This is a genomic window from Paenibacillus roseus, from assembly GCF_016424485.1.
Classification (GTDB): Bacteria; Bacillota; Bacilli; order Paenibacillales; family Paenibacillaceae; genus Paenibacillus_D; species Paenibacillus_D roseus.
Genome location: NZ_JAELUP010000117.1, coordinates 44,195 through 69,101 on the forward strand (window position 1 = coordinate 44,195; position 24,907 = coordinate 69,101).

At 52.6% G+C, this 24,907-nt stretch carries 6 protein-coding genes; all 6 read right to left on the reverse strand.

The genetic code is table 11. The features are described from left to right. Positions 1 to 39 precede the first annotated feature (39 nt). Genes JFN88_RS23045 through JFN88_RS23070 form a run of 6 tightly spaced genes read right to left on the reverse strand, consistent with a single transcriptional unit; the run spans position 40 to position 24,903 of the window. Complete coding sequence (locus JFN88_RS23045) at positions 40 to 7,845, reverse strand: SDR family NAD(P)-dependent oxidoreductase (protein WP_199021700.1); 7,806 nt, start codon at positions 7,843 to 7,845, stop codon at positions 40 to 42. 17 nt (positions 7,846 to 7,862) lie between these two features. Further along, entirely contained in the window at positions 7,863 to 11,864 is a 4,002-nt protein-coding gene (locus JFN88_RS23050; protein WP_199021701.1) for a type I polyketide synthase, read from the reverse strand. Positions 11,865 to 11,868: 4 nt separating this feature from the next. Beyond that, positions 11,869 to 19,536, reverse strand: coding sequence for an SDR family NAD(P)-dependent oxidoreductase (locus JFN88_RS23055; protein WP_199021702.1), 7,668 nt, complete (start codon positions 19,534 to 19,536; stop codon positions 11,869 to 11,871). 21 nt (positions 19,537 to 19,557) lie between these two features. Next, positions 19,558 to 22,095, reverse strand: coding sequence for a non-ribosomal peptide synthetase (locus JFN88_RS23060; RefSeq protein WP_199021703.1), 2,538 nt, complete (start codon positions 22,093 to 22,095; stop codon positions 19,558 to 19,560). A 60-nt stretch (positions 22,096 to 22,155) separates the two neighbouring features. Then, complete coding sequence (locus JFN88_RS23065; protein ID WP_199021704.1) at positions 22,156 to 22,869, reverse strand: thioesterase II family protein; 714 nt, start codon at positions 22,867 to 22,869, stop codon at positions 22,156 to 22,158. Positions 22,870 to 22,878: 9 nt separating this feature from the next. Then, entirely contained in the window at positions 22,879 to 24,903 is a 2,025-nt protein-coding gene (locus tag JFN88_RS23070; RefSeq protein WP_199021705.1) for a carbamoyltransferase family protein, read from the reverse strand. Positions 24,904 to 24,907: the final 4 nt, after the last annotated feature.

Genomic DNA, 24,907 nt, shown 5'->3' on the forward strand with positions numbered 1-24,907 from the left:
ACCGTTAACCCTCCAGGCGGCCCAAGTTGCTCCCGCCAATTACTTTTTCCTTGCGCTGCTGTTCCCTTGCCCCGGCTTCATCAGTTGTTCAAGAGCATCCTCAATAGAAAGTGTCCCCTTGTCCAGTTCCTCCATCAGCCGCATCGTATCTTCCTCAAGCTCCGCGCCTGCGCTCACTTGCGCCAATACTTCGGATATCTCGCGGCCGGCGCTATCCTCGTGAATAATCTCGTCTTGTTCGTCCATTTCCTCTCGCATATGCTCGTATAGTTTGGTAACCGAGGTATATTCGAACAATTCCAGCAGTCGAATCTTCCCGGGGTAATGCTTCTCCAATGCTGCGTGAATCCGACCGAGAGAAATCGAGTCGCCTCCAAGCTCGAAGAAGTTATCGTCTACGTCAATTTCGTTGAAGCCGAGCACCTCGCAGTAGATTTCCGCCAGCTTCGTTTCCAGTTCGGTAATGTCGCCATCTTTCCCCGTCAGCTTGATCTCGCCTTCAAGACGTCGCTGTGCGGCCTGCTGCCTGGCTTCCCATCTCTTGCGGGATTGCGTAACCGCCGCTTCGATCGGCACATCCATCAGCATCGGCACAAGACCAAGCTCCCACAGCAGCTCCGAACCATAGTTCAGCTCACCGATCAGCACATTCGCGACCTTTCTGTTCAATGCTTCATCAAGTCCGCGCATCGCTACTGCAGTTGGAAGCGCCTTGAAGGCACCGTCTGCATTGACGCCGAACTCAACAGCCATACCGGTTTCCTTCCAGGCAACCCAGTTAATCGACAGTGATTTTTGCTGTCTCATCATTTTATATTTGGAAAAGATGTCCAAAAACGTATTCGCCGCACAATAATCGCCCTGGCCAGGCACAGCAAACCGCGAGCTCATCGAGGAAAACATAAGGAAGAAGTCAGGCTGGTCCTGCTCAGTAAGCTTCTCAAGAATCCATGTGCCGTAAATCTTCGGATGGACAACCGCATTAAATACTTCCTCTTCCTTCACATACAGGAAGCCGTCCCCGCCGACGCCGGCGCCATGAACAATCCCGTTAATACGCCCGTAGCGGCTCCGTAAATTGTGGATGAGAGCTTCCATCTCCGGCAAATCGGCGACATTGATGCTGTAGAATTCGACGTTAGCGCCCAGAGCCTCGATTTCGCGGACGGCCTTTATCCGCTCAATGGTCTTGCGGTCCATCCTGCTGTTCTGCTCGATAATCTGGTTCCATGCCGCTCTATCCGGCAGTGGCGTGCGATTAAGCAGCGCAATATTCACTTTACTGCGCGCAGCCAAATATTTGGCCGTTTCAATACCCATACCGCCAGTACCGCCAGTAATGACATAAACCCCTGCCTCGTGCACCTCGATCGGTTGCTCCTCCGCCTCTTGCACCCGGTATTCCTTGAATTGTTCAACGAACCGATAATTGTCGCGGAAGGCGACCGCATAGATCGAAGGCGCTGCCATCAGCTCGCCCATAACCGTGTCCACGCTAGTCGCATGGTCAATATCAATGGACCTGCAAACCAGGCTCGGCAGTTCCTGCCGGACAGATTTGCCAAGGGCCGCAAGCGGTGTGTTCCATGGGTTAATGCGCGCTTCGCGTCCGTCCACAACATCGAGATAGTCGGAGATGATCACCGTATCGGCTGCTGCGCCCAGCCCCACCTGGGCGACTGCCTTGCTAAGGTAGAACAGGCTGTATACGCCTCGGCGCTGCGTCTCATTAAAGCCGTCCCAATCGCGTTCCAGCCCTTCCTCCACAATGCTGAACAGGTGGATAATTTTGCTCCACTTCTTCCCCTTGTTATCCTTGAGCAGCCTTACGTAATCGTCCACTGTACCGCTCACGTGGTAGTTGCCTGCGTCTTGCTTTGCATAGTGTGAGCGCAGATATGCCTTGACGGTTTCGAAGCCAAGCCGCTCAAAGCGTTCAGCAAGGGCTTCTCCGAATCCTTTCTCGTCCATCAGGAGAAGAACTGGCCCTTCCTGACTGACCCGCTCGGCAGGCAGTTGATCCTGCCGTTCCCATTGTCCGCCGTAATAGAGGCCGCCGGATGCCACTTCGGTTACAGCCGATTCATATTCAGGAATTTCGATCCAGCACCGTTCCCGCTCAAACGGATAGGTTGGCAAAGAAATTTTGTACAACCCTTCTCTGACATACAGCTGCTCCCAATCGACGTCCGCGCCCTGTACGTACAGCTCGCCAATCAGCGGCAGGCGGCTGTCATCCGCCCGGTCAGCGCTTGTGTGTTCGACCACAAGCTCCGTGCTTTGCTTGCTCATATCGATGCGCCGGCTTTCCGAAATTTCGCCGTCAGCTTTTTTCGCCTTCGTTTCCGATACAATCTTATGGTAGCCATAGAACAACCAGGCTCGTTTCAGTTCGCCCGTTCCGTATTCGTCCACCTCCGCAAGCTTGCGCTGCAAATCTTCCATATCGCTTGCAATTACAGCCAACCGATATGCATAGTGGCCGCGCCCGGTACTTGCGGTGTAGCAGGCATTATGGAAAGCAGCCGCAGAGCCGTCGCCGATGCGCTGTGATTTGTAGGTGACGACGAGCCGGCGCAGCGCGGTTTCCGTCAAGGCCGATAGAGTAAACAGCTTCGGACGGTCATCCGTTCCTGCGCCCGAATTATCCGCACGCTCATCACCCGTATATTCTTCCATCACCACATGGCAGTTCGTACCGCTCATGCCAAAGCCGCTAACGCCGCATCTGCGCGGATGGCCATCCGTCTCCCACCGTTGGCGGGTTGCATTTACATAGACCGGAGAGTTCATAAAATCGATTTTCCGATTTGGACGGTTGAAGTAGAGGTTCGGCGGCAACTCCTTATGTTTGAGTGTCAGCACCGCTTTAATTACCCCCGCAATACCCGCCGCTTCCGACAAATGCGTCAGATTGGTCTTGGACGAGCCGACTGCACAAAACTGCTTCTTATGGGTGTATCGCTTGAATGCGCTTTGAATGCCCTGTATCTCGATCGGGTCTCCGAGCTGGGTGCCGGTGCCATGCGTCTCGATATACGTCACGGTCTCCGGATTAAGGCCCGCGTCCTCCCAGGCTTGAATGATAACCTCCTCCTGGGCCGCCGGATTCGGAGCAGTCAGGCCTGCCGAGCTTCCATCCTGATTGGACGCGCTGCCCTTGATAACGGCATAAATATTGTCCCGGTCGGCAATCGCCTGCTGTAGCGGCTTCAGCAATATTGCCGCCACTCCTTCTCCAGTTCCGGTTCCTTCAGACAGTTCGTCGAACGCCCTCGTCCTGCCGTCTGTCGACTCCATGCCAATGCCCCTTGGCGATCCTTTCTTGAAGATCGGCATCATGTTCAGCCGCACTCCGCCGGCAATCGCCATTTCGCAATCGCCCATACGGATCGATTTGCACGCCAGATGGATCGCCGTCAAGGAAGACGAGCAAGCCGTATCGACGACGACGCTCGGACCTTTTAAATCAAACAGATAGGAAACTCTGCCCGTCGCCACCGAAGCGGTGTTGCCGACCAGCGCCGCCCCTTCCGACTGCGGCTCGACTTCGCTAATGATACGGTGGAAATAGACCATATTGGACGCGAATCCAAGGTACACCCCGGTATTCGTGCCGTAAATCTTCTTGCCGCCGTAACCGGCGTCTTCAATCGCATGCCAGGCCGTCTGCAAGAACAAACGATGGTTCGGGTCGGCCATGCTCGCTTCCTTCGGCGACATCCGGAAAAAGCGATAGTCGAACTTGTCGATTTCGTCCAGGTAACTCCCCATTTCGTAATCGACTGCATTCAGCGGCCAACCTTTGAAGGTGACGTACTTCTCCATATCGCGTTTTCTTGCATCCGGATACCCGCTGCCCTGGTCAACTCCAGCTTGCAGCGCGCTCCAGAATTCCTCCGCTGTCCCGGCTTTCGGGAACTGGAGCGACACCCCGATAATCGCGATATCACGATCCGTCGACAACTCGCGGGCGGTGATCGTCTGTGTGGGTCCGCTGCTGCTGGTATCCTGCTGAACGATATATTCCGCCAGCTTGGAGATCGTGGAATACTCGAACATGTCCGCAATCGAAAGCACGCCCGGATAACGCTTCTCCAACTCCATATGAATACGCATGAGCAAAATCGAGTCGGCCCCAAGTTCGAAAAAGTTGTCGTAGACGTCGATTTCGGAATAGCCCAACACTTCTTTACAGACAGCAGCAAGCGCCTTCTCGGTCTCATTATATGCCGCGCCGTCTTTGCCTGAAAGCTGCACGTCGCCGCTCTTTGCCGTTTCCTTCGACTTCGCGGTTTTCGCTGAGTCGGCAAGCTGCTGCTTATTCCGCTCAAATCTGCGTTGCAGCGACTCCGACAGACGTACGGTCGCTTTCTCAAGCAGCATCATACCGAATTTGTCGTAGTTGAACGTGCCGATCAACGCTCTGGAGATTCGTTTATTCAGCACCGTCATCAGCCCATTAATACCGCTTGACGTCGGTAGCGTACGGAAAATCGTATCCACTGCAACTCCAGAATTTTTAGCCATACCGGTTTCTTTCCAGGTCGTCCAGTTGATCGTTACCGTCTTCTTGCCCTGCTTGCTTCTATAATGGGCGAACGAATCCATATAAGCGTTCGCAGCCACGTAGTCGCTCTGGGTTGAACCATAGTAAATGGTCGCGACAGACGAGAACAGGACAAAGAAATCCAGCTGATCTTCCGCCGTCAATCGATCCAGCAGCCATGTCCCTTTCACTTTCGGCAGGAGCACCTCGCGCATGACGCTCTCCTGCTTGTCCTTGAGCAGTTGATCAATGGCTACGCCTGCGCCGTGGATGACGCCGTCGATTTTGCCGAATTCACGGCGGACTTCGGACAATAGAGCCGTCAGTTCCTGCTCATCGGAGATGTTCGCCGAAACGACCTTTACATGGCCTCCGGCTGCTTCAATCTCCCGGATCGCCTGAATTTTGGACGCCGCACGATCATCCGCGCCTGCTGCAACAATCGCGTCCCAATGCTCTCGCTCCGGCAGCGGGGTTCGGCTGATGAGAACGAGGTTGACCGAGGATGCGCTGGAAGCCAGCGATTTGGCTGTCTCAAGACCGATTCCTCCAACTCCCCCGGTAATCAGGTAAACGCCATGGTCCTTGATTTGGATCGGTTCGTCTTCGACGCTTTCAATCGCGATTTGTTCAAACTGCTCCACATACCGTACGCCTGCCCGGAATGAGACACCGGATGGCGATATTCCTGAGCCATGCATAATTTCGTCTGCGATCTGCTCCGGGGCCGTCTCTGGATCGATATCGATGCTCCTGTATTCGAACTGCGGATGCTCCTTCCCCAACACCTTCCCGAAGCCGATGGCAGTGGCGTGCTCTGGATGAATCTGCTGCTCCAGACCGCTTGCCTCCTGCGCGCTGTCTGTGAGGACGACAAGGTCCACTTTCTGTTGGCCTTTCGTTTGCACCCATGCTTGATACAAATAAAAGAGGCTGTAAAGTCCGCGGTTTTGACTTTCTTCCAACTGCTCAAGATGATCAATCGGACCGGCGCTGTCCAGATTGAGCATATGGACGATTTGCGTCAGCGCGCCATCAACTTCGTTGAACAGTCGGCTGAAATCCTCCTGGGTGTTGCGAATGGTATAAGAGCCTTCATGATGCCTGACAAACTGATCACCGAGCGCAACCGTTATCGATTGCCGGTTATCCTGTGTGTACCCTTCCGCCAGTAATTCGGCTAGCGGACTGCTCGCATCTTGTCCGCCAAGGAGCAAAATGCTCCCGGCAAGCGGTGTGGAAGCATTGGAGCTGCGCTCTTCAGCTATCCAGGCCGGCCTAAAATAGAAGCCTTCCTCTTCCGCACTATCCAGTACAGCCTGCTCGGGAAACTCCAGCCAGCATTTGGCATTCTGCAGCGGATAGGTCGGCAAACTGACTCGCTGTCTCCGCTCATCGGCATAGAGACCGGTCCAGTCGACATCGCCGCCACTTACATACGCAAGACACAGTGCCTGTAGAGCCTGCTGGTCCGTTTTGCCGGAGTGCATCCAATTTTCCAGCTGCTGCGCGGCCTCGCGGCCAAGCTGACCCTTCTCCTGCTCTTCCAGTTCGCCTGCTTTTGCCGGAACGTTCGCGCGAGCTACCCGATGAGCACCATAGAATGCCCGCGGGTGAGCGGGGGATTCCAGACCGGCTTTCAGGATGGCGCCGATTTGATCTCGCAAATCATTTGCATCCTGCACGATTAACGCCAGACGGTGTGCATAAGCGCTGCGGCCTGTATTTGCGGTGTAGCAAATATTGGATAATGAAGGGATATCATGATTTGTATATAAATAATCGAAATACAATTTCAGCATTTCCTGAAGTGCTTTTTCGTTTCGCGCCGACAGTGTAAACACTTCCGGCCCTGCAGCTTCTACATCCTCTGCCGCAGTTTGTTCTGGCGCTTCTTCCAGTACGAGGTGGCAATTCGTCCCGCTCATGCCGAACCCGCTTATCCCGCCGCGCCGGGGATGCCCGTCCGTCTCCCAATCGCGAAGCTTCGTATTGACATATAAAGGCGAGTCCGCGAATGCGATAGAAGAATGCGGCTTTTGGAAATAGATGGTTGGCGGAAGCTTCTTGTACTTGAGAGAAAGCACCATTTTAACCAGACTCGCAACGCCCGCTGCTTCACTTAGATGGCCGATATTCGTCTTCACCGAACTGATCGCGCAGAACTGCTTTTTGTCCGTATATTTCTTAAAAGCCCCTTCAATGCCCTTAATTTCAATCGGGTCGCCCAGCTTCGTGCCTGTGCCGTGCGTCTCGATGTAATCGAGCGTCTCCGGGTCGATGCCGGCTTCCTCCCATGCTTGCTGAATGACCATCGTTTGTGAGGCCGGGTTCGGAACGGTAATGCCTGCGGTTTGGCCATCATGGGTGACCGAGCTTCCTTTGATGACAGCATAGACTTGGTCCCCGTCCCTGAGAGCCTTCTTCAGTGGCTTGAGCAGCACCGCGCCTGCCCCTTCCCCAACACCCGAACCGTCGGCCGTATCGTCGAAAGCCCGGGTTCTCCAGTCGGTCGACTCAATGCCAATGCGGATATTTTTGTCGTCTAGCGGAATAATGTTCAGCTTGATCCCGCCAGCGATTGCCTGGTCGCACTGCCCCTGCTTAATCGCCTGACAGGCCAATTCGATTGCCACCAGGGCTGAGGAACATGCCGTATCGACAACGAGCGCAGGTCCTTTCAGATTGAGCAAATAGGAAATGCGGGTTGCCGCCATCGCCTGCATATTGCCAACAGTAGCAATCGGGATCAGAGTCGGATCGGTTTCAAAAATCATTTTGCAATACATGTCCTTCGGACTTTGCGTATATCCCAAATAAACGCCGGTCCGGCTGCCGATCAGCCTGTCTCCCCCATACCCGGCATCCTCGATCGCCTTCCATGCCTGCTCAAGGAAAATGCGCTGATGCGGATCGGTCAAACTCGCCTCCCGTGGCGACATTCGGAAAAACTCGTAGTCGAAGCCGTCGATCTGCTCCAAGTACCCGTATTCCGGATAAATGACTTGATCCTTGTCCATCTGCTTGAACTTGATATACAGATCGGTATCATCCCGCCGGCTTTGCGGGGCTTGTTTGACGCTGTCGATTCCGCTCTCGATATTGCGCCAATACTCATGAATGTCCTCCGCTCCAGGCAGTCTGGCGGACATTCCGATAATCGCAATGTCATCCTGAACCTTTGAGTTGCCCTGCTTGAGCATCGCGATCATCTCAATAGCCGTTTCCTTGTTGATCTTTCCGCTTGTCGTCTGATTCACGATAAACGAATAGATATTGTTCGGATTGTTCTGCACAATTCTCCCCCGTTCTGTTACAGGTCCTCAAGGACGTGAATCGCGTCCTCCAGACTCATCGTTCCTTCCGCAAGCTTGCCGAAAATGTCCCTCGCCTCCTGACGAACATCCTTCGTTTCCATCACTGGCGCCAGCTCCTGCTCCTCCTTGTTAATATGCTGCGCCAGCCGTTGAACGGATGGAAACTCGAACATGTCCGTTATCGTGACTTTGCCGGGATATCGGGAATCGATTAATTTGTGAATTCTCATCAACAGCAGCGAGTCGCCGCCGAGTTCAAAGAGGGTGTCGTGAATATCAATCTCCGGGTAGCCCAGGATCGTGCCGAAAATATTCGCTACCTCCTGCTCTACCGCATTATATTCATCTCCCCCTTTGCCACGCAGCGCTGCCTTGACGGGCTCGGCGCCTTGGCGGGCTGGAGCGCTGCCCTTCGGAAGAATGATCAGTCTGCCGTTATCCAACATCGCCGCGTCATAGTTGCCATTGGATACGACGCTTTGGCTTTCGAGTCCGGCACTGCCAGTTAATAGCCGGCTAATCCTCTCGTTCAGCTCCACCGACAAGTGGAAAGGGAATGCCAAATGCAGCGACAAATAAGCCGGACTTTCATTCATCTCTCCGATAAGCACTCTTGTCATATTCTGTTCAAGCGCCGTATGAAGTCCTTCGATCGCTTTTGCTGTCGGGAGCGCCTTATATATCGAGTCGACATTAATGCCGTAACGAACCGACATGCCTGCTTCCTTCCATGAAACCCAGTTAATCGCGAGCGCGTGGCTGGCCTGCTTTCTTCTGTAGGCGGCGAAAGCGTCCAAGTATGAGTTGCCTGCCACATAGTCTCCCTGCCCGGCTTCGCCAATCATCGATACGCCGGATGACTGCATGATGAAGAAATCCGGCTGATCCTCCCGAGTAAGCATATCCAGTATCCAGGTTCCTTCCAGCTTGGGCCGAAGTACGCGCTCAAACACGCTCATATCCTTCTTGAACAAATAACCCGCCCCGGCAATACCGGCCCCGTGCACAACCCCGTTGATCCGACCGAATTCGGCTCGCAACCTGTCGATGACAGACGTCATTGCGGCAAGATCGGCAACATCCGCGGAGATGAGCGTGACATGAGAACCCATAGCTTCAAGCTCCTGGAGCTTTCGCAATTTGCCTGTCAGTTCCTCATCGTTGCCGTTAGCTATTGCAAGCAGCCACTCTTCTTTCGGCGGAAGCGGTGAACGGCTTACCAGTGCCAAATTGACGCTTGCCCTGGAAGCGAGATATTGGGCTGTTTCGAGTCCGATGCCTCCCGTACCGCCAGTTAGGAGATAAACTCCGCTAGTGTGGATCTCGGTAGCAGATGCCTCTTGTTCCTTCAGATCGACCGGCCCGTACACTTCCGCATATCTGATGCCATCCCGGTAGCATACCTGATATTGCTTCGTAAACCGCTCCAACTCCGGTACAACCGCGTCAACAGGAGTCGTTTCGTCAAGATCAATCGCTTTGCACACGATTTGCGCAAACTCCTGGGGAATGACCTTCCCAAGCCCTGTGAGCGTTGCCCATTCTGGACGGAGCGTCTCTTCTTGTCCTGTTGCCCCATGCAGCAGCTTCGTAAACAGCAGCATGTGCAGCTTCGATCTTGAATCGCGCCTCATGATGGCTCTTGTTAGATAGACCAGACTATATACGCCGTAGTGTTGGCTGTTCGTCAGGTCATCCAGCGTCCGGACTGCAAGACGGTCTGACAATCCGCACATATGGAGGATGTGCGTCACCCGGCGGCTGCCGAGCGCTTCCATCAGCTGATCATAGTCATTCTCGCTGCTGCCAATCGTGTAACGCTCGCTGTCATGATGCTCGAAGCCGCTGCCAAGGGTAACCGCAATCACGCTGTTGCCCCTTGCCTGCAGCATGTCGATCATTCCTTGAACGAATGGGGAATCCGCTTCGTCTCTGATGAGCAGCACCTCATTAATCGGTGCATGGTCAGCGCTCATTGGCAGTGGTTCATCAATCCAGTTAAAGCCGTAGAGAAAACCCTTCTCCTGCCCATCCTCTACTGGCCCGCGCTGCTGCTGCGGAACATCGATCCAGCATCTGCTCCGTTCAAACGGATAAGTAGGCAGCGGGACTTTGAACGGCTTTACCTTGCCCGCAAGCCTGTCCCAATCCACATCAGCCCCCCTTAGATATAGCCCCGCAAGCTGTTCGATCCGGCTGCCGGACGCAGCGGGCGAATCCCAATAAGCGGTCACTGAATCCGCTGCTTCAGCGCTCAGCCGCTCCTTCTCCTTTACCGTCAAATCATGCGCATTATGCGCTCCCTTGGCAGAGTCAACAACACGGTGAACCCCGTAATCGGCTCCTTCCACCAGGTCGAGATGTACGCGAGAAAGCTGCTCGTACAACTCGTTAATGCTTGAAGGCATCAATGCCAGCCGGTGCGAATAGTGGCCTCTGCCGACATTTGAGGTATAACAAACATCGTCGATATGCAGCTCGTCATGATCCTTCAAATAGTCCGCGTACAGGCTTATTGACTCCAGCAGCGCCTGCCTGGATTTGGCTGATAGTGTAAACAGCCGTGGAAACAATTGCTCCCGCACCGCGAGGGCCGAAGCAGGCGCCTCTTCCAGCACGATATGGCAGTTGGTTCCGCTAATGCCGAATGCGCTGACTCCGCATCGGCGCGGTTCGCTGCCGGATTCCCAAGGGCGTAGTTTCGTGTTCACGTATACGGACGAATCCTCGAACGGGATCGAACGGTTCGGCTCATTAAAATGGAGCGTGGGCGGCAGCTGTTTCGTCTGCAAGGCCATAACGGCTTTCATCACGCTCACGATTCCGGCTGCCTCGCTTAAATGTCCGATATTCGTTTTTACGGAGCTGACTGCGCAAAACTGCTTGTTGCCCGTATGCTTTCTGAAAGCACCGTGAATGCCCTGGATTTCAATTGGGTCCCCAAGGTTGGTGCCAGTACCGTGCGTCTCGATGTAGGCAATCGTCTCGGGATCAATGCCTGCATTCTCCCATGCCTGCAGGATGACCTCGCTCTGCGCTTGCGGATTCGGTGCGGTAAGCCCTGCCGACCTTCCATCCTGATTTGTCGCGCTGCCTTTAATGACGGCGTAGATATGGTCATGATCCTTGAGCGCTTCCTTCAGCGGCTTCAAGATGATGGCTCCAATGCCTTCCCCTACCCCGGACCCGTCGGCATAGTTGTCGAACGCGCGCGATACGCCATCGGTCGATTCAATGCCGGTCTGCATGTAATCCTTATTCAATGGCATCGTGTTGATGTTAATTCCACCAGCAATGGCCATTTCGCAAGAACCGCTGCGAAGCGCCTGACAAGCCGCGTCGATGGCAACAAGCGAGGAGGAACAGGCGGTATCGATGACCATGCTCGTCCCCTTCAAATCAAGCAGATAGGAAAGCCTGCCCGATATAACCGCCGTCAGATTGCCCACCAAGCCAATCGACAGCGCCTCCGGATCGATGTCCTCGATGATCTTGGCATACATGTCGCGGAAATTACTCGCATAACCGACGAACACACCGGTCTTTGAGCCTTCCAGTCGGCTCCCCCCGTATCCGGCATCCTCAATCGCCTGCCAACTCGTCTCTAGAAACAGACGCTGGCAAGGGTCCATCAAGCTTGCTTCACGGGGAGACAGCTTAAAAAATTGATAATCAAATTTATCGATTTCCGACAAATAGGCGCTTTTGTTATACCGAATGCCCCCCTCCGACAACCCTTTGAAAACGAGATAGCGGGAAATGTCCTGGCTGCGCGTCTCCGGGAAGTCGGCAATGCAGTTCACCTGGTTCTCGACGATATTCCAAAATTCCTTGATCGTGCTTGCGGATGGAAGCTTTGATGCCATTCCGATAATCGCAATGTCGCCAACATCCGTTTTTGTTTCAGTTTCCAGCAGCTTGATTAAGTCGATCGCCACCTGACGATCTATTGATTTGTCCTGAACACGCTCTACCAAATACTTGTATGCCTTCTCCATATCCTCACCTCTCTTTGGAGCTGAGCTTCGACAATACCTGCTCGATATCCATGGCCCCGCTGTCAAGTTCATCAAACATCCGGTTTAAGTCGTCATCCTGAAGCGCCGCCCGATTGCCTTGCTGAGCCGCATCCATCTCTGATTGCTCCCTGTCGAGGTGACGGGACAGCTTGTGTACAGTCGGGTATTCGAACAAATCCGTAATGGCTAGTTCCTCGACATAAACCTTTGAAAGCTTCTGATAGATTTGACGGATCATGAGTGAGTCTGCACCCATCTCAAAAAAATTCTCATAAATGTCGATCTCCGCGAACCCAAGCACCTCCTTGCACGCTTGCGCCACTTGCTGCTCGGTCTCGCTGAAAGAATCATAGTCTCCGCCGATCAGTTTTACAGCTGCATATCCTGCGCTCCTTGGCGTCTTTACCGACTCTTGCGCCAAGCGATTGCGAAGTGTATCCAAGCTGGCTTCAATATCAGTGGAAAGCTGAATGCCGTAGTTGGCTAACCACAAGGCCATCCTGCTTTCGATATTCAATTCCCCGATTAACACCCTGTTCTCCGGTATGTGCCAGACCTGGTCAAGCAGTTCCATCGCCAGGGCGGAATGGATCGTTTTGAAAATCGTATCCGTCTGGAAGTTATTATCGGAAGCCATCCCTTTGTCCCGCCAAGTCGTCCAATTTATCGTCACTTTACGTCTTCCGTCAGTCGAAGGGACCGCGCAATAAGCATCGAGGTAAGCATTGGCCGCGAGATAGTCGCTTTGATCCCCTGTCTCAAACATCGTTGCAACCGAGGAATAAAGAATAAAGAAATCAAGCTGATCCTGCTGTGTCAGCCGGTCCAGCAGCCACGTCCCGAAGATTTTGGCGCTGACGGTGTGCCGGAACGTGTCCAGGCTCTTGTCAATGATTGGCTCTGTTCGGACAATTCCCGCACCATGAACAATGCCTTTAATGTCCCCGTGTCGCAGACGTATATCTTCCAGCATGGATGCGGTCTTTGCTTCATCCGAGACATCGCATCGGTACAGAATAACTTCGGAGCCGCCAGCTTCAATGTCCCGGATAGAGACAATTTTCCCGCAAAGCTTGCGATCCTCATTGCGCTCCAGTATGCTGTCCCAATGTCTACGCTCAGGCATTGGCGAACGATTGACGAGCACCAGCTTGATCCGCCCCTTGCCGCTAAGCCACCGCGCCGTCTCCATTCCGATTCCGCCTGTGCCGCCAGTAATCAGATAAACGCCTCCCGACCGTACGGTCAGCTCTCCCGCCTCCGGTTCAGCGCGAGCGCTCAGCGGATGAAACAGCTCTACATAACGTTTGCCGTTGCGGTAAGCGACCAATCTGGAGTCGGAACTTCCAGTTATTTCGGACAGCAACTCCTCAAGATCCAATGCTTCATCGATATCGATGCCTCGGCATCTGATATTCGGATGCTCCTTCGGGAGCGATTTGGCTAGCCCGAACAGCGGGGCATTCTCCGGTCGGAGAAGCTGTTCTTCCCCCGTAATACCGTAAGTGTCCTGGGCCAGTACGATGACTTCGGTCTCTTGCTCGAAGCCGCTTGCTATCCAGGCCTTCATGAGGATGAACAGACTCAAAGTTCTTTTGGAAAAAATTCCCTCTAAATCATTCAGGCCCGTTACATGGGTTCTCGACAAGCCGGCGCAATGAATAATCTGGACAATCCGTTGACTTGTGCCTGCCTGCAGCAATTGCTCCCTATAATAGCTTATTAATCTCGCTTCCTCCGAATCGGAATTCTGCTTGATTGCCGGCCCCGGAAACAGCGGCGGTTCGAACAGGACCACCTCTCTGCCCGTTCTCCTTAATGCATGGGCCAAAAGGTTAGCAAAGCCATCTTCGTCCTTGACAATCATGGTTACGCCTGACGGAGCCGGGAGTGGCGAAGCCTCCACTCGATCCAGCTGTCTCCAACCCATCGTAAAAGTGGCCGGAAGGGGATTCGGACTAGCGATCACAGGCTTGCTATGCTGCGCACGCTTCGGCAGTTCCACCCAGCACTTCGTCCGCTCGAACGGGTATACCGGCAGCTGCACTTTTGCATGGAGCCGTCCTTCGTAGTGCAGTTCCCATGGTATGTCCGCGCCCTGCACATACAGCAGACATAACTGCTCCAGCCATTCGAAACGGGCATGCGAGTCGCCCAGCATCGAGAGGGCTTGTTCCCCATCCCGCCGAAGCTCGCTTTTTCTCGCCTCGGTAATGTCACCAGGATGACGGATGCTGCGCTGGTCGCTTACCGTCCGATGAACTCCGTAGTAAATACCCTCCACAGAAATCTGCTCAAATTGCTCTTGTTCTGAGAGCAGCTTCAGCTTGACGCACAGGTCTGCTGAATCGTTCACGATGAGCGCCAGGCGGTGCGCATAATGGCCTCTCCCTGTATTGGCAGTAAAGCATATGGCTTCAAGCGCACCGTCAACTCCAGCCCTGAAATGGTTTGCGTAGCGCTTAACAAGCCTCTCGAGCGAACCGCTGCTGGCTGCGGATAGCGTTAATACATGTGGCGCCTGATTTGCTGCAACTGTATGCTTCGTCTCAGCTTCGGGCCGATACTCCTCCACAATGAGATGGCAGTTCGTTCCGCTCAGACCAAAGGAACTGATGGCGCATCGCATCGGCTGACCGTCACCTTCCCATTTCTTGCTCTGGGTGTTGATGAACAGAGGCGAGTCATACAGATCGAGCTTTGAATTCGGCTCCTGAAAGTACAGCGTCGGGGGGATCTCCCGATTTTTAAGCGCCATAACCGCTTTAATCAGGGAGGCCATTCCGGCCCCTTCATTCAGGTGGCTGATATTCGACTTGACCGATCCGATCGGAATAAATTGCTTCTTGTCTGTGTAGTCTTCAAGCGCATGCTTCAACCCGCTGATCTCGATCGGATCGCCAAGCGCTGTCCCCGTGCCATGCGCTTCGAAGAAAGCGATCGATTCCGGATGGATGCCCGCTTTCTCCCACGCTCGTTTGATCACATCGGTCTGTGCAGCCGGATTAGGCGCGGTAATGCCCATTGACGTTCCGTCCTGATTGATCGCGCTCCCTTTAATAACCGCATGAATGTGATCTCCGTCTGCCTTGGCTTTCGCAAGCGGCTTGATGACAATGACCGCTGTCCCTTCGCCGTTGCCGGAGCCGTCTGCATGGGCGTCAAAAGCTCTTGTTTTGCCGTCTTTGGATTCAATTCCGATCTTGTTGTGGTCATGGTTGAGCGGAATCAGAAAAAGCTTGATCCCGCCAACAAGCGCCATTTCGCAATCGCCGTTCCTTATGGCATTGCTCGCCATATGCATAGCCACAAGGGAGGAGGAACAAGCGGTATCCAATACCATGGTCGGCCCCTTCAAATCAAGCAAATGCGAAATGCGGCTTGGAATCATTGCGGAAACATTGCCAACAATGGCTTCGGACATCATGACAGGATCGACATCCGTCAGTATCTTTTGATAAGAATCCCGGATGACGTTGGCATACCCTACATAGACGCCGGTCCGGCTGCCACGCAGCTTGTCTCCGCCATAACCTGCATCCTCCATGGCCTGCCAGGCCGTCTGCATAAACAGCCGTTGGCACGGATCGGTCAGATTGGCTTCCTTGGGCGATAGCCGGAAGAACCGATAATCGAACTCGTCGATGCCATCCAGGTAGGCGATATCCATATACCCCGGATGCTCGCCAGGGTCCTGCCCGATTGCTGCCAAATAATCTTCCACATAGACGCGACGCTCCGGCGGGATCGGTCCCGTACAATCGACAGCATTGCTGATATTAGTCCAGTATTGATCCACCGAGCCAGCCCCCGGGAACAACGCAGCCATGCCGATGATGGCAATGTCCTCATCCGGTGAGGATGCAGGCGACGGCTTAGGTCCTACTGTACGCTTGCCCGCTTTAGTATCCTTGTCTTCCCGGCTCAGGAATGAAGCCAGTTTGGATATGGACGCATAGGCGAACAAATCGGTGATTGCGGTTTGCCCCGGAAATTGCTGTTCTACGAGTCTATGAAGACGGTGCAGCTGAAGGGAATCGCCGCCTAGCTCAAAAAAGGTGTCGTGGATGCTCAAATCCTCATAGCCCAGTACTTCCCGGTACAAGTCTTCAATGATTTCTACGACTTCCGAATAGGCGACAGGGCTACTGCCAGGCTTCGCCTTCGTTGCTGCTCCAGGCTTCAGCCGGACAGGCGCAGCCTGATCGCTGGCGTAGTCAGAGGGGCTGAACATGACAGCACGCAGCTTCTCGGGGAGATGGAACACATCTTTGCTGAACAGCTCCAACCCGCTCGGGTTGGCGGTATTCACTTCGCCGACCAGGACACGGCCAATGTCCTTGTTCAGTACCCTTTCGAACGCATGAAGCGCTAGTGGAGTGGGCAACGCCTTAAATATGCCGTCAATGGTCTCGCTTTTGCCTTCTCCCATACGGGCCCCTTCCCATACCACCCAATTGATCGAATGTATGGGTTTATTGAGCTTTCGCCTATAATCCGCGAAGGCATCCAAGTAACAATTCGCTGCCGTATAATCGCTTTGTCCCATCTCGCCTACGAGCGACACTCCTGACGAAAAGAACATAAAGAAATCCAGTCCATCCTGCTTCGTTACTTGATCCAGAACCCAGGTTCCGAAAACTTTTGGACTCATTACCTTTTGGAAGTCGGCTTTATCCTTACGGATAAGAAATCCTCGGCCAGCCACGCCCGCTGCATGAATAATGCCGTTTATTTTGCCGTATTTTTGCCTGAGCTGCTCCATCGTCCGATCCATTTCATCCAGGGAACTGACATCGACCGCGATGCACTCCACCTTTGAACCAGTGGCTGCGAGTTCGTGCAGCTTGCGGACGGTGGCATGAAGAGGCGAACCATCCGCCTGTTCCAGAATCGCCTCCCAGTCTTCCTGCTTTGGCAGCGGACTGCGGTTCAATAAGACGATGTTAATGTTGCCCTTGGAAGCCAAATGTCTGGCCGTATGCAGACCCAGATTGCCCGCACCGCCTGTAATGACGTAAACCCCTTCTTCTTTCACCGCAACAGGTCGATCCGGCGCTTGCTCCACATCAGTCTCGATCATCATCTCGGCATACCGTTTGCCGCCCCGATAAGCGATCTGGTAAGTCGTTCTATCCGTGCATAGCTCCTTCACAACCTCGCCAGCCGTCGTCGTCGCATCCAGATCAATTGCTCTGCAGACGATATGCGGATATTCTATTCCAATTACTTTCCCAAGACCAAATAACGGCGCATTCTCGGGCTTTAAGATTCCTTCCTCCCCGGTGACCCGGCTGACATAATCGGCGACGATAATCAGTTCCTGCTTATGGCCGATACCCGTCTGAAGGAGCGCTTTTGTCAGGTCGAATAGACTGTATACACCCATAGCTTGGCTTTCGGCCAGTTGTTCAATCGTCGAAATCCCATACGGACGGTTGCAAGAAAGCAGGTGGATGATTTTTGTGAATTTTACATGTTTAATGGCTTCCACCAGTTTATAATAATCTTCCTCTTTCTCACTTATGGTGTAGGATTGAGGGCTTAACGCCTTGTATTGCGCGCCCCATTTTACATGAATGCAGTGAACACCTTCCTTCTCCAGCTGTTGCGTAAGTTCTTCCCATTCTCCAACAATGATGACTGTCTCTCCTTGCAGGCTGCGTGTGGAACGACCGGCTGGCTCCTCCATCCACGTCATCGCATAATAGAGCGAACCTGGACTCTCGGCCGGCGAACGATTCGGAATTTGCAACCAACTCCGCTTCCGCTCGAACGGATAGGTCGGGATTGAAACCTTTTTGGCCTTCATTCCCCGATGGAGGGCCAACCAGCCGATCGCAGCGCCGGCAATGTATAATTGAGCAAGCTGCTGAAGAAGCTCGGGCAGCTCATGTACGGGAGACGTTCTCAATTGCTTTACGAGTTGACCCGCCTGCCGGGTTGTCGCTCCATTGTCATCGACAGACTTGGCAGAACCGTACACACACCAGGGAGCGTCATCAAAACGGGCCAACCGTTGCCAGTAGTCGATAACCTGCCCCAGCTTCCGTTTCAAATCCCTGTTGTCTTCCGCGACAATAGCAAGACGCAGCGGATGATGGTCGCGCCCTGCCGAAAGCGTATAGGCGATATCCTTCATTTCGGCCGGGCTCTCTCCGTCCAGATATTCGTACATATGCAGCATCAGAGAGCCTAACGCTCCCTCACTCTTCGCCGAGAACGGAATGATATAGTGCTGCTGCTCGTCAGTTCCCCGCATGGATTGAGTAGGCTGTGGGGCATATTCCTCCAGAACAACATGACAGTTCGTCCCGGACAAACCGAACGAGCTGACACCGCAGCGCCTTGGAGTATCCGATGCCGCCCATGGCTGCTGGGCCGTGTTTATGTATACCGGTGAATCGATAAACGGGATCTGCCTGTTCGGGGACTTGAAATGAATGCTCGGCGGAAGAATTTGGTGCTTCAATGACAATGCCGCCTTGATCAGCCCTGCCAATCCTGCACAATCATAGAGATGACCGATATTGCTCTTCACCGATCCGATTGCGCAGAACTGCTTCTTATCTGTAAATTTGGCAAATGCCTTGCTAATACCCTCGATCTCAATCGGGTCGCCGAGCCTTGTTCCCGTACCATGGGTTTCGATGTAGCCGAGTGTTGCAGGGTCGATGCCCGCGTCCTTCCATGCCTTTATCAACACGGCCGTCTGGGCTTCCGGATTGGGGGCGGTAATTCCCATTGAAGCGCCATCCTGATTCGATGCGCTTCCCTTTATGACACAATAGATCGGATCGCCGTCCCGTCTTGCCTTGTTAAGAGGCTTCAGCAGTACAGTTGCAGCCCCCTCACCCATGCCCGAACCGTCGGCCAAGTTATCAAAGGCGCGCGTCTCATCATCCGTAGACTCAATTCCGAGCTTCGCATGATCTTTATTTTGCGGAAGCAGATTAAGCCTCACTGCGCCGACCATCGCCATCTCGCAGTCGCCCCGGCGAAGCGCGTGGCAGGCCAGATCGACCGCGATTAGCGAGGAGGAACAAGCCGTATCTACGGTCAAGCTCGGCCCTTTAAAGTTCAGCAAATAGGAAATCCGGCTCGGAATGATGGAAGACAAATTTCCCGGCATGGCCGCAGACAGCAGGGAGGGATTGACCGTTTCGACCATCTCCCGGTACATATAGCTTTCAACATCTCCGATATTGCCGACATATACACCGATGTTGCTTCCGGTCAGCTGCTGAGGCCCATACCCGGCATCTTCAAGCACATTCCATGCCGCCTCCAAAAAAAGCCGTTGTCGGGGATTCATTAATTCAGCTTCTTTAGGCGGAATGTTGAAAAATGAATAATCGAATGCGTCAATATCCTCGAGAAAAGCACCGTCGGCATAAGGCATTTCGGGTTTGCCCGCGAATTGAATAAACCGGTCCGCATCCTCTTGGCGCTTTTTCTGGAGCTTTGAGACACAGCTTACCCCGTTCTTAATATTTTCCCAGAATATGTCCGTATTTCGGGCCATCGGAAAGCGGGTATACACGCCGATAATGGCAATCTCCTGATGGTCGACTTCTTTTATTGCAGCCGTCGACAGTTCGTCCTGACTTCTAAGACGTAATTGAGTCAGATCCGGCGAATTCGTTTTCAACTTCATCCCCCCGTTCTTCCGTTAGACCGAAACCTTGTCGCTGTTTTTTACGATGTCCGAAAGAAGCATCATATACTGGGTAAAAAGCTCCTTTATTTTGGCCTCTTTTAGCCTGTGGCAGTTTAAAGAGCACAGCACCTCAATTTGGTTGTCATACTCCACAGGCTCGATAACAATGTCGAACCCTTCATTCCACTGAACATGGACCGGCTTTGCATCGGGATTGATCACGAAGAGCGGTAAAATTCGCAGTTCATCATGCTGCTGGATACGATCGAGGTCATTGGCCGAATAGGCATGTCGCTCCGAATCAGGTCCGAGCTTCGCGGACACTAGCTCTAGCAGCGTGTCGACCGTATCCACCTCAGCAAAATCCACCGTCAATGAGATAAATTCATAATCCTCTGCAGCAACCTGGACGGTTACCGTATTTTCGCCGGATGCGAGTTTCAGTAAAAAGAGCAAGCCGGACAACAGGACAAGTTTGGAATCTGTCTGTGCATCGTCGGCAATCTCTTGCAGCCTTCTGAATGTATCCGGGTCGAGCATAGCCTCAAATGCTGAAACTGGAGGACCCCCATTCCGGTTAAAATAGGTCTCTTCCATCCTGACACCCGGCAGGATCAAACTGCCGCCTCGGTCAATAAACCCTGTCAGCTTGGCGATCGTTGGATACTTATACAAATCCGGAACAGATACCTGAATGCCATGCCATTTCTCCAGTTCATCCGACAACTGGGTAAGGACGAGGGAATTGCCCCCGCTCTCATTAAAATGATCATGAATTTCCAACTGACGCCCCAACAAGTCCTGGCACAGCCGGAGCAGCATCTCCTCTGTACTTTCGCCTGCCGCCTGTATATCCTTGATGCTCTCCAGTTCATGAATTACGTCATCGAACATCCCGGTGGCGTACTGCTCGCCCAGCTTATACCGCTGAATTTTCCCGCTCGTTGTTTTTGGAATCGATTTCACCGGAATTACATGATCGATAAAAATACCCATCTTCCGGTGAATATGCTGTTTGACCCGATTGGAGAGCGTTGCAAACGCCTCAAGATTTCGGCGCCTGAACAACAGGAACAGCAATATCTTCTCCATACCTGCCGACAACCCTGCCGATCCGCAAGCTGCGACATTCCATAGCTCAACTCCGTCGACTTCCTCTGCGACGCGCTCAATATCGTGAGCAAATACATTTTGACCGTTCACAAACAAAATGTCCTTCGCCCTCCCGACAACAACAAGACGCCCGTCCTGGACAAAACCAATGTCTGTGGTATTGAGCCATCCTTCAGCATTCCGCGCTTCCTTAGAATCGTTATAGTAGCCACAGGTGACACTCGGCCCTTTGATTTGTATGTAACCAATGGTGGACATCGGCAGCGCAGTGTCCGTTGCATCGGCAATACGAACCTCACAGCTGTCCAGCGGATAGCCTACATCCACATACAGCAGGCTGTTGGGGTCCCCGCGTTCAAGCAAGCGTGCAGCTTGCCCGACCTGGAGAAATCTCCGATCCAACGAAGCATACTTAAGCGGCTCGCCAAGCGAGGTGAAGCTGACGCCGACGGTACCCTCCGCAAGCCCATAGGCTGGTCGCATGGCCGTCTGCGACAGATTATACGAGACCAGTTGTTCCATAAAACGCTCACTGATTTCCGTTGATATCGGCTCTGCGCCGTTGCACAGGCAGGTCAGGCACGATAAATCCCAGCCGTAATCATGCTCCTGTTCATAGAAAGCGAGGAAATACTTGTAGCCAAAATTCGGACTGTACAATCTGTTGATCCTGTATTGATTCGTCTTCTCAATCCACAAAATCGGGTTCAGGATAAACAGCTTGGTCCGCATAATGAACTGCGAGGATTGAGTGAAAGCGTGCAATAGATGCATCGCAATCAAGCCCATATCATGCGTCAGTGGCATCCAGCTTAACACGCGCTCGCTGGCCTTGATTCCCCAAATTTTCTTCATTGCGGCCACGTTGGACATGACATTGCTATGGGTTAAAATAACGCCCTTGGGATCCCCTGTCGAGCCGGAGGAAAACTGGATGAAAGCTATGTCATCCGGCTGGGCCGGCTGGACTTCACCAGTAGCCAGTCCCTTTAACAAATCGCTGTCTATAAAGCTGCCCTGCATGGCATCTACGTGCTCATTCCATTCCGATTGCTCAGCTGCAAATTGCGTCAAGCCGCTTATGACGGATTCATTTCCAATCAGATGGGGACGAGTTAATTTTCCCCACACTTTGCATACCTTCAGTCTGGTTTCCTCATTGCTTCCAATCGTTAACGGAACTGCGACAATTCGCCCCAGTACACATGCCCAGAAAATCTCAAGGAACAGGCGGTTATCCTGAATCTGAATCAACAGCTCATCCCCTGCTTCTACCCCGCTATCCTGCAAATCTTTCAGAAGACGGATCGAACGGGCGTACAGCTGTCGGTAGGACACAAATTCCTCTTGTTCCGTGTCTTCGATAAACGTAATTCCCCGCTCGTCGATCTCATGGTTCGCTGCGACAATATCTTGCATAAGCAAATGCTTGTTCATAGCCAATGACTCAACCCCAAATCGTCATATAATTCCTTGATGCAGACCTGATAAACCCGCTTATTGCACCGTGTTAAGCAATGAGCGATTAATATGCTGAATGACCGTGTCGAAGCTGTCATTCAAATAGAAATGTCCGCCTTTAAACTTGTGAAGCGAGAATGGTCCTGTCGTGTGATTGCCCCATTCGGCAAGATCGCGCTTGTTGACATCCCAATCCTGAACGCCTGTCATTACGTTAAAGATTGCTGACAGGGGCTGTCGGTCATTGGCATATTCATAGGATTCCATCGCATAGAAATCCGCCTTGAGAATCGGAATAAACGTATCCGCCAGTTGCGGGTTCTCAAACAGCTCAGGCGATGTCCCGCCAAGCTCAAGCAGCCGTTCCTTCAACTGCTCGTCAGGGGTACTGGGATTAACCAAATCCGTTCTTGCGATATGGGGAGCCCAGCGTCCGGACAAGAACATTGCATTTGGCTCATGTCGGCCGTTCTCCCTTAGCTTATGCGCCAATTCGAAGGCGAGGAGACTTCCCATGCTATGGCCGAAGAAGGAATACGGGCCATCATCGATTAGATGGGCAATTTGCCTGTAGACGTCGTTGACTACTTCATCGAAGGTCCGGTACAAGGGATCTCTTGATCGTGTTCCTCTTCCGGCGAGTTCGACAGGAACAAAGTCGATTTCGTCAGTTACATGCTTTTTCCACTTATAATAGTACATAGAGGAGGCGCCGGCGTAAGGAAAGGCAAACAGCTTCAGCTTCTTCACCGTTAGCCCTCAACTCCTGGCAGACAGAGCTGCTACGCGCTCAGACGGCTTCAAATTCACAAGCCGGAGCGACCACAACTCGATAAAACAATCGACAATTTCTCCCTTGGACTGCTCAGAGAAGCCGAGATCAGCCGCCAGTTCGCCAAGCGATTTCTCCCCGTCCGAATGCTCCAGGATTAGGAATACTTCCTCCGGGATCACCTTTTTGTACTTGTTTCCAAAATGAAGCCGGACTTCGTGGGACGTATGTTTCGTCCCATCGGCAGAATATCCAATCGATTTTTTCAATTCGGAGTTTACAAGCCGGGTCGGCGCCATATGCAAATAATCGTCTGTGCCGACATTCTTCTTTTCCACCATATAGTCTCCTATAGCCAAATAGTGAATATTTGTCGTCAGGAAGCTTACAATGGCATCTTCCTCTGAGTCTACGATCGGCTCGACGTTATTATTGAACGAGGTGTTCAGCAGAATGGGCACCCCGGTCAATTGCCTGAATTCATCAATTAACCTCCAGTACTTATCATTGGTAGCTCTGGAAACAGTTTGAATCCGTGCCGTGCCATCGACATGTGTCACTGCGCCAAGCAGTTGTTGCTTGTCCTCCTTCGTTCTCAGTACAAAATTCATGTAAGAGTATGGTGCTTTTGTACTTGGCATTTCATAGTAATCGGCAACGTATTCTTCCAGAACGGATGGCGCAAAGGGCCGATATCCCTCCCGCTTCTTCACCATCTGGTTAATAACGTTCTTATTCTCAGCAGGTCTTGGGTCAGCGAGAATACTGCGATTTCCCAAAGCTCGCGGTCCGAATTCCGCACGACCTTGCACCCAGCCGAATACCGATCCTTCGGCAATGCGTTTTGCGGTCTCTTCCTCGATATTGTCCACTTTGCGGAAGCCGACAAATCGCTCCCATCGCTTCAATAGTTCACCCAGGCCGTCGTTGTCTTGAATTCTGCTTCCCCAGTACAGATGCTCCAGCTTTTCTGGTGCATCGTCAGATTGGAATTTATTGGAAATGTATAAAGCGCCGCCAAGCGCATTGCCTGCATCATGTGCTGCGGGCTGTACGAAAACTTCGTCAAATAGACCTGAATACAACACTTTGCCGTTCATGGAGCAGTTATGCGCCACGCCCCCTGCCATACTGAGCTTCGTATGTCCGGTTGCCTGCTGATAGTGGGTGAGGATATGCATAACAATCGTTTCGAGCGCTTCCTGCAGTGCCGCTGCCACGTCCTTATGCTCCTGGGTGATCGGACCGCCCTTCTTACGCGGCGTCATAAAATCAAAAAGTGCCGTTGACCAGGCCAAATTTAATTTGAATTTGCCTTCGGGAAGGAGGACATATGCTTTCTTAAGCATCCTTCTGAATTTGCTAGGATCACCGTATGGCGCGAGACCCATCACTTTATATTCATCATGCTGATGATAACCCAGCATACGGATGACAGAAATATAGAAGGAGCCAAGGCTGTTATCATTGGTGATGCGATCAATAATTTTGAAATTTGTTCCTTCAGCGCTGATAATATAACCGGCGTAGCCTTCCTGCGACTGTCCATCAATGGTAACAGTCAGACTTCGGTCAAAGCCGGACATAAAATGCGCGCTGGCTGCATGGCAGATGTGATGATCAACGAAGACGATATTGTTCGGGTCGTAATTCGTTCCGTCAATCTTGTAGAAAAAGTCTAGCAACATCTCCTTCGCATTTTTGAACAACGACTCCCGGTAAAAAAAATCATCCCGGGCGTACATATCGGACTCCTGCTCTCTCGTCGTAATCACAACTTTATCAATGTCCGCAAATGTAAGATTCAGCTCGCTCAAGCATAGACGAATCGAGTGCAACGGCGCTTTGCCCGTATGTTTAACCCGATTTAATCTTTCTTCCTCCACCGCTGCAATCACTTTGCCATCCTGGACAAGAACAGCAGCAGAGTCATGCGGAATTCTGCCAAAATCAAACACCTTCAAATCCTCGTGGGGCAAATCCATACCACCCGTCAAACCTAGTACTAGCATAATC

Coding starts and splice junctions, on each gene's coding strand:
- JFN88_RS23050 (WP_199021701.1), bottom strand. CDS start 11,864: ATGGAGAAGGCATACAAGTATTTGGTAGAGCGTGTTCAGGACAAATCA.
- JFN88_RS23060 (WP_199021703.1), bottom strand. CDS start 22,095: ATGAACAAGCATTTGCTTATGCAAGATATTGTCGCAGCGAACCATGAG.
- JFN88_RS23070 (WP_199021705.1), bottom strand. CDS start 24,903: ATGCTAGTACTAGGTTTGACGGGTGGTATGGATTTGCCCCACGAGGAT.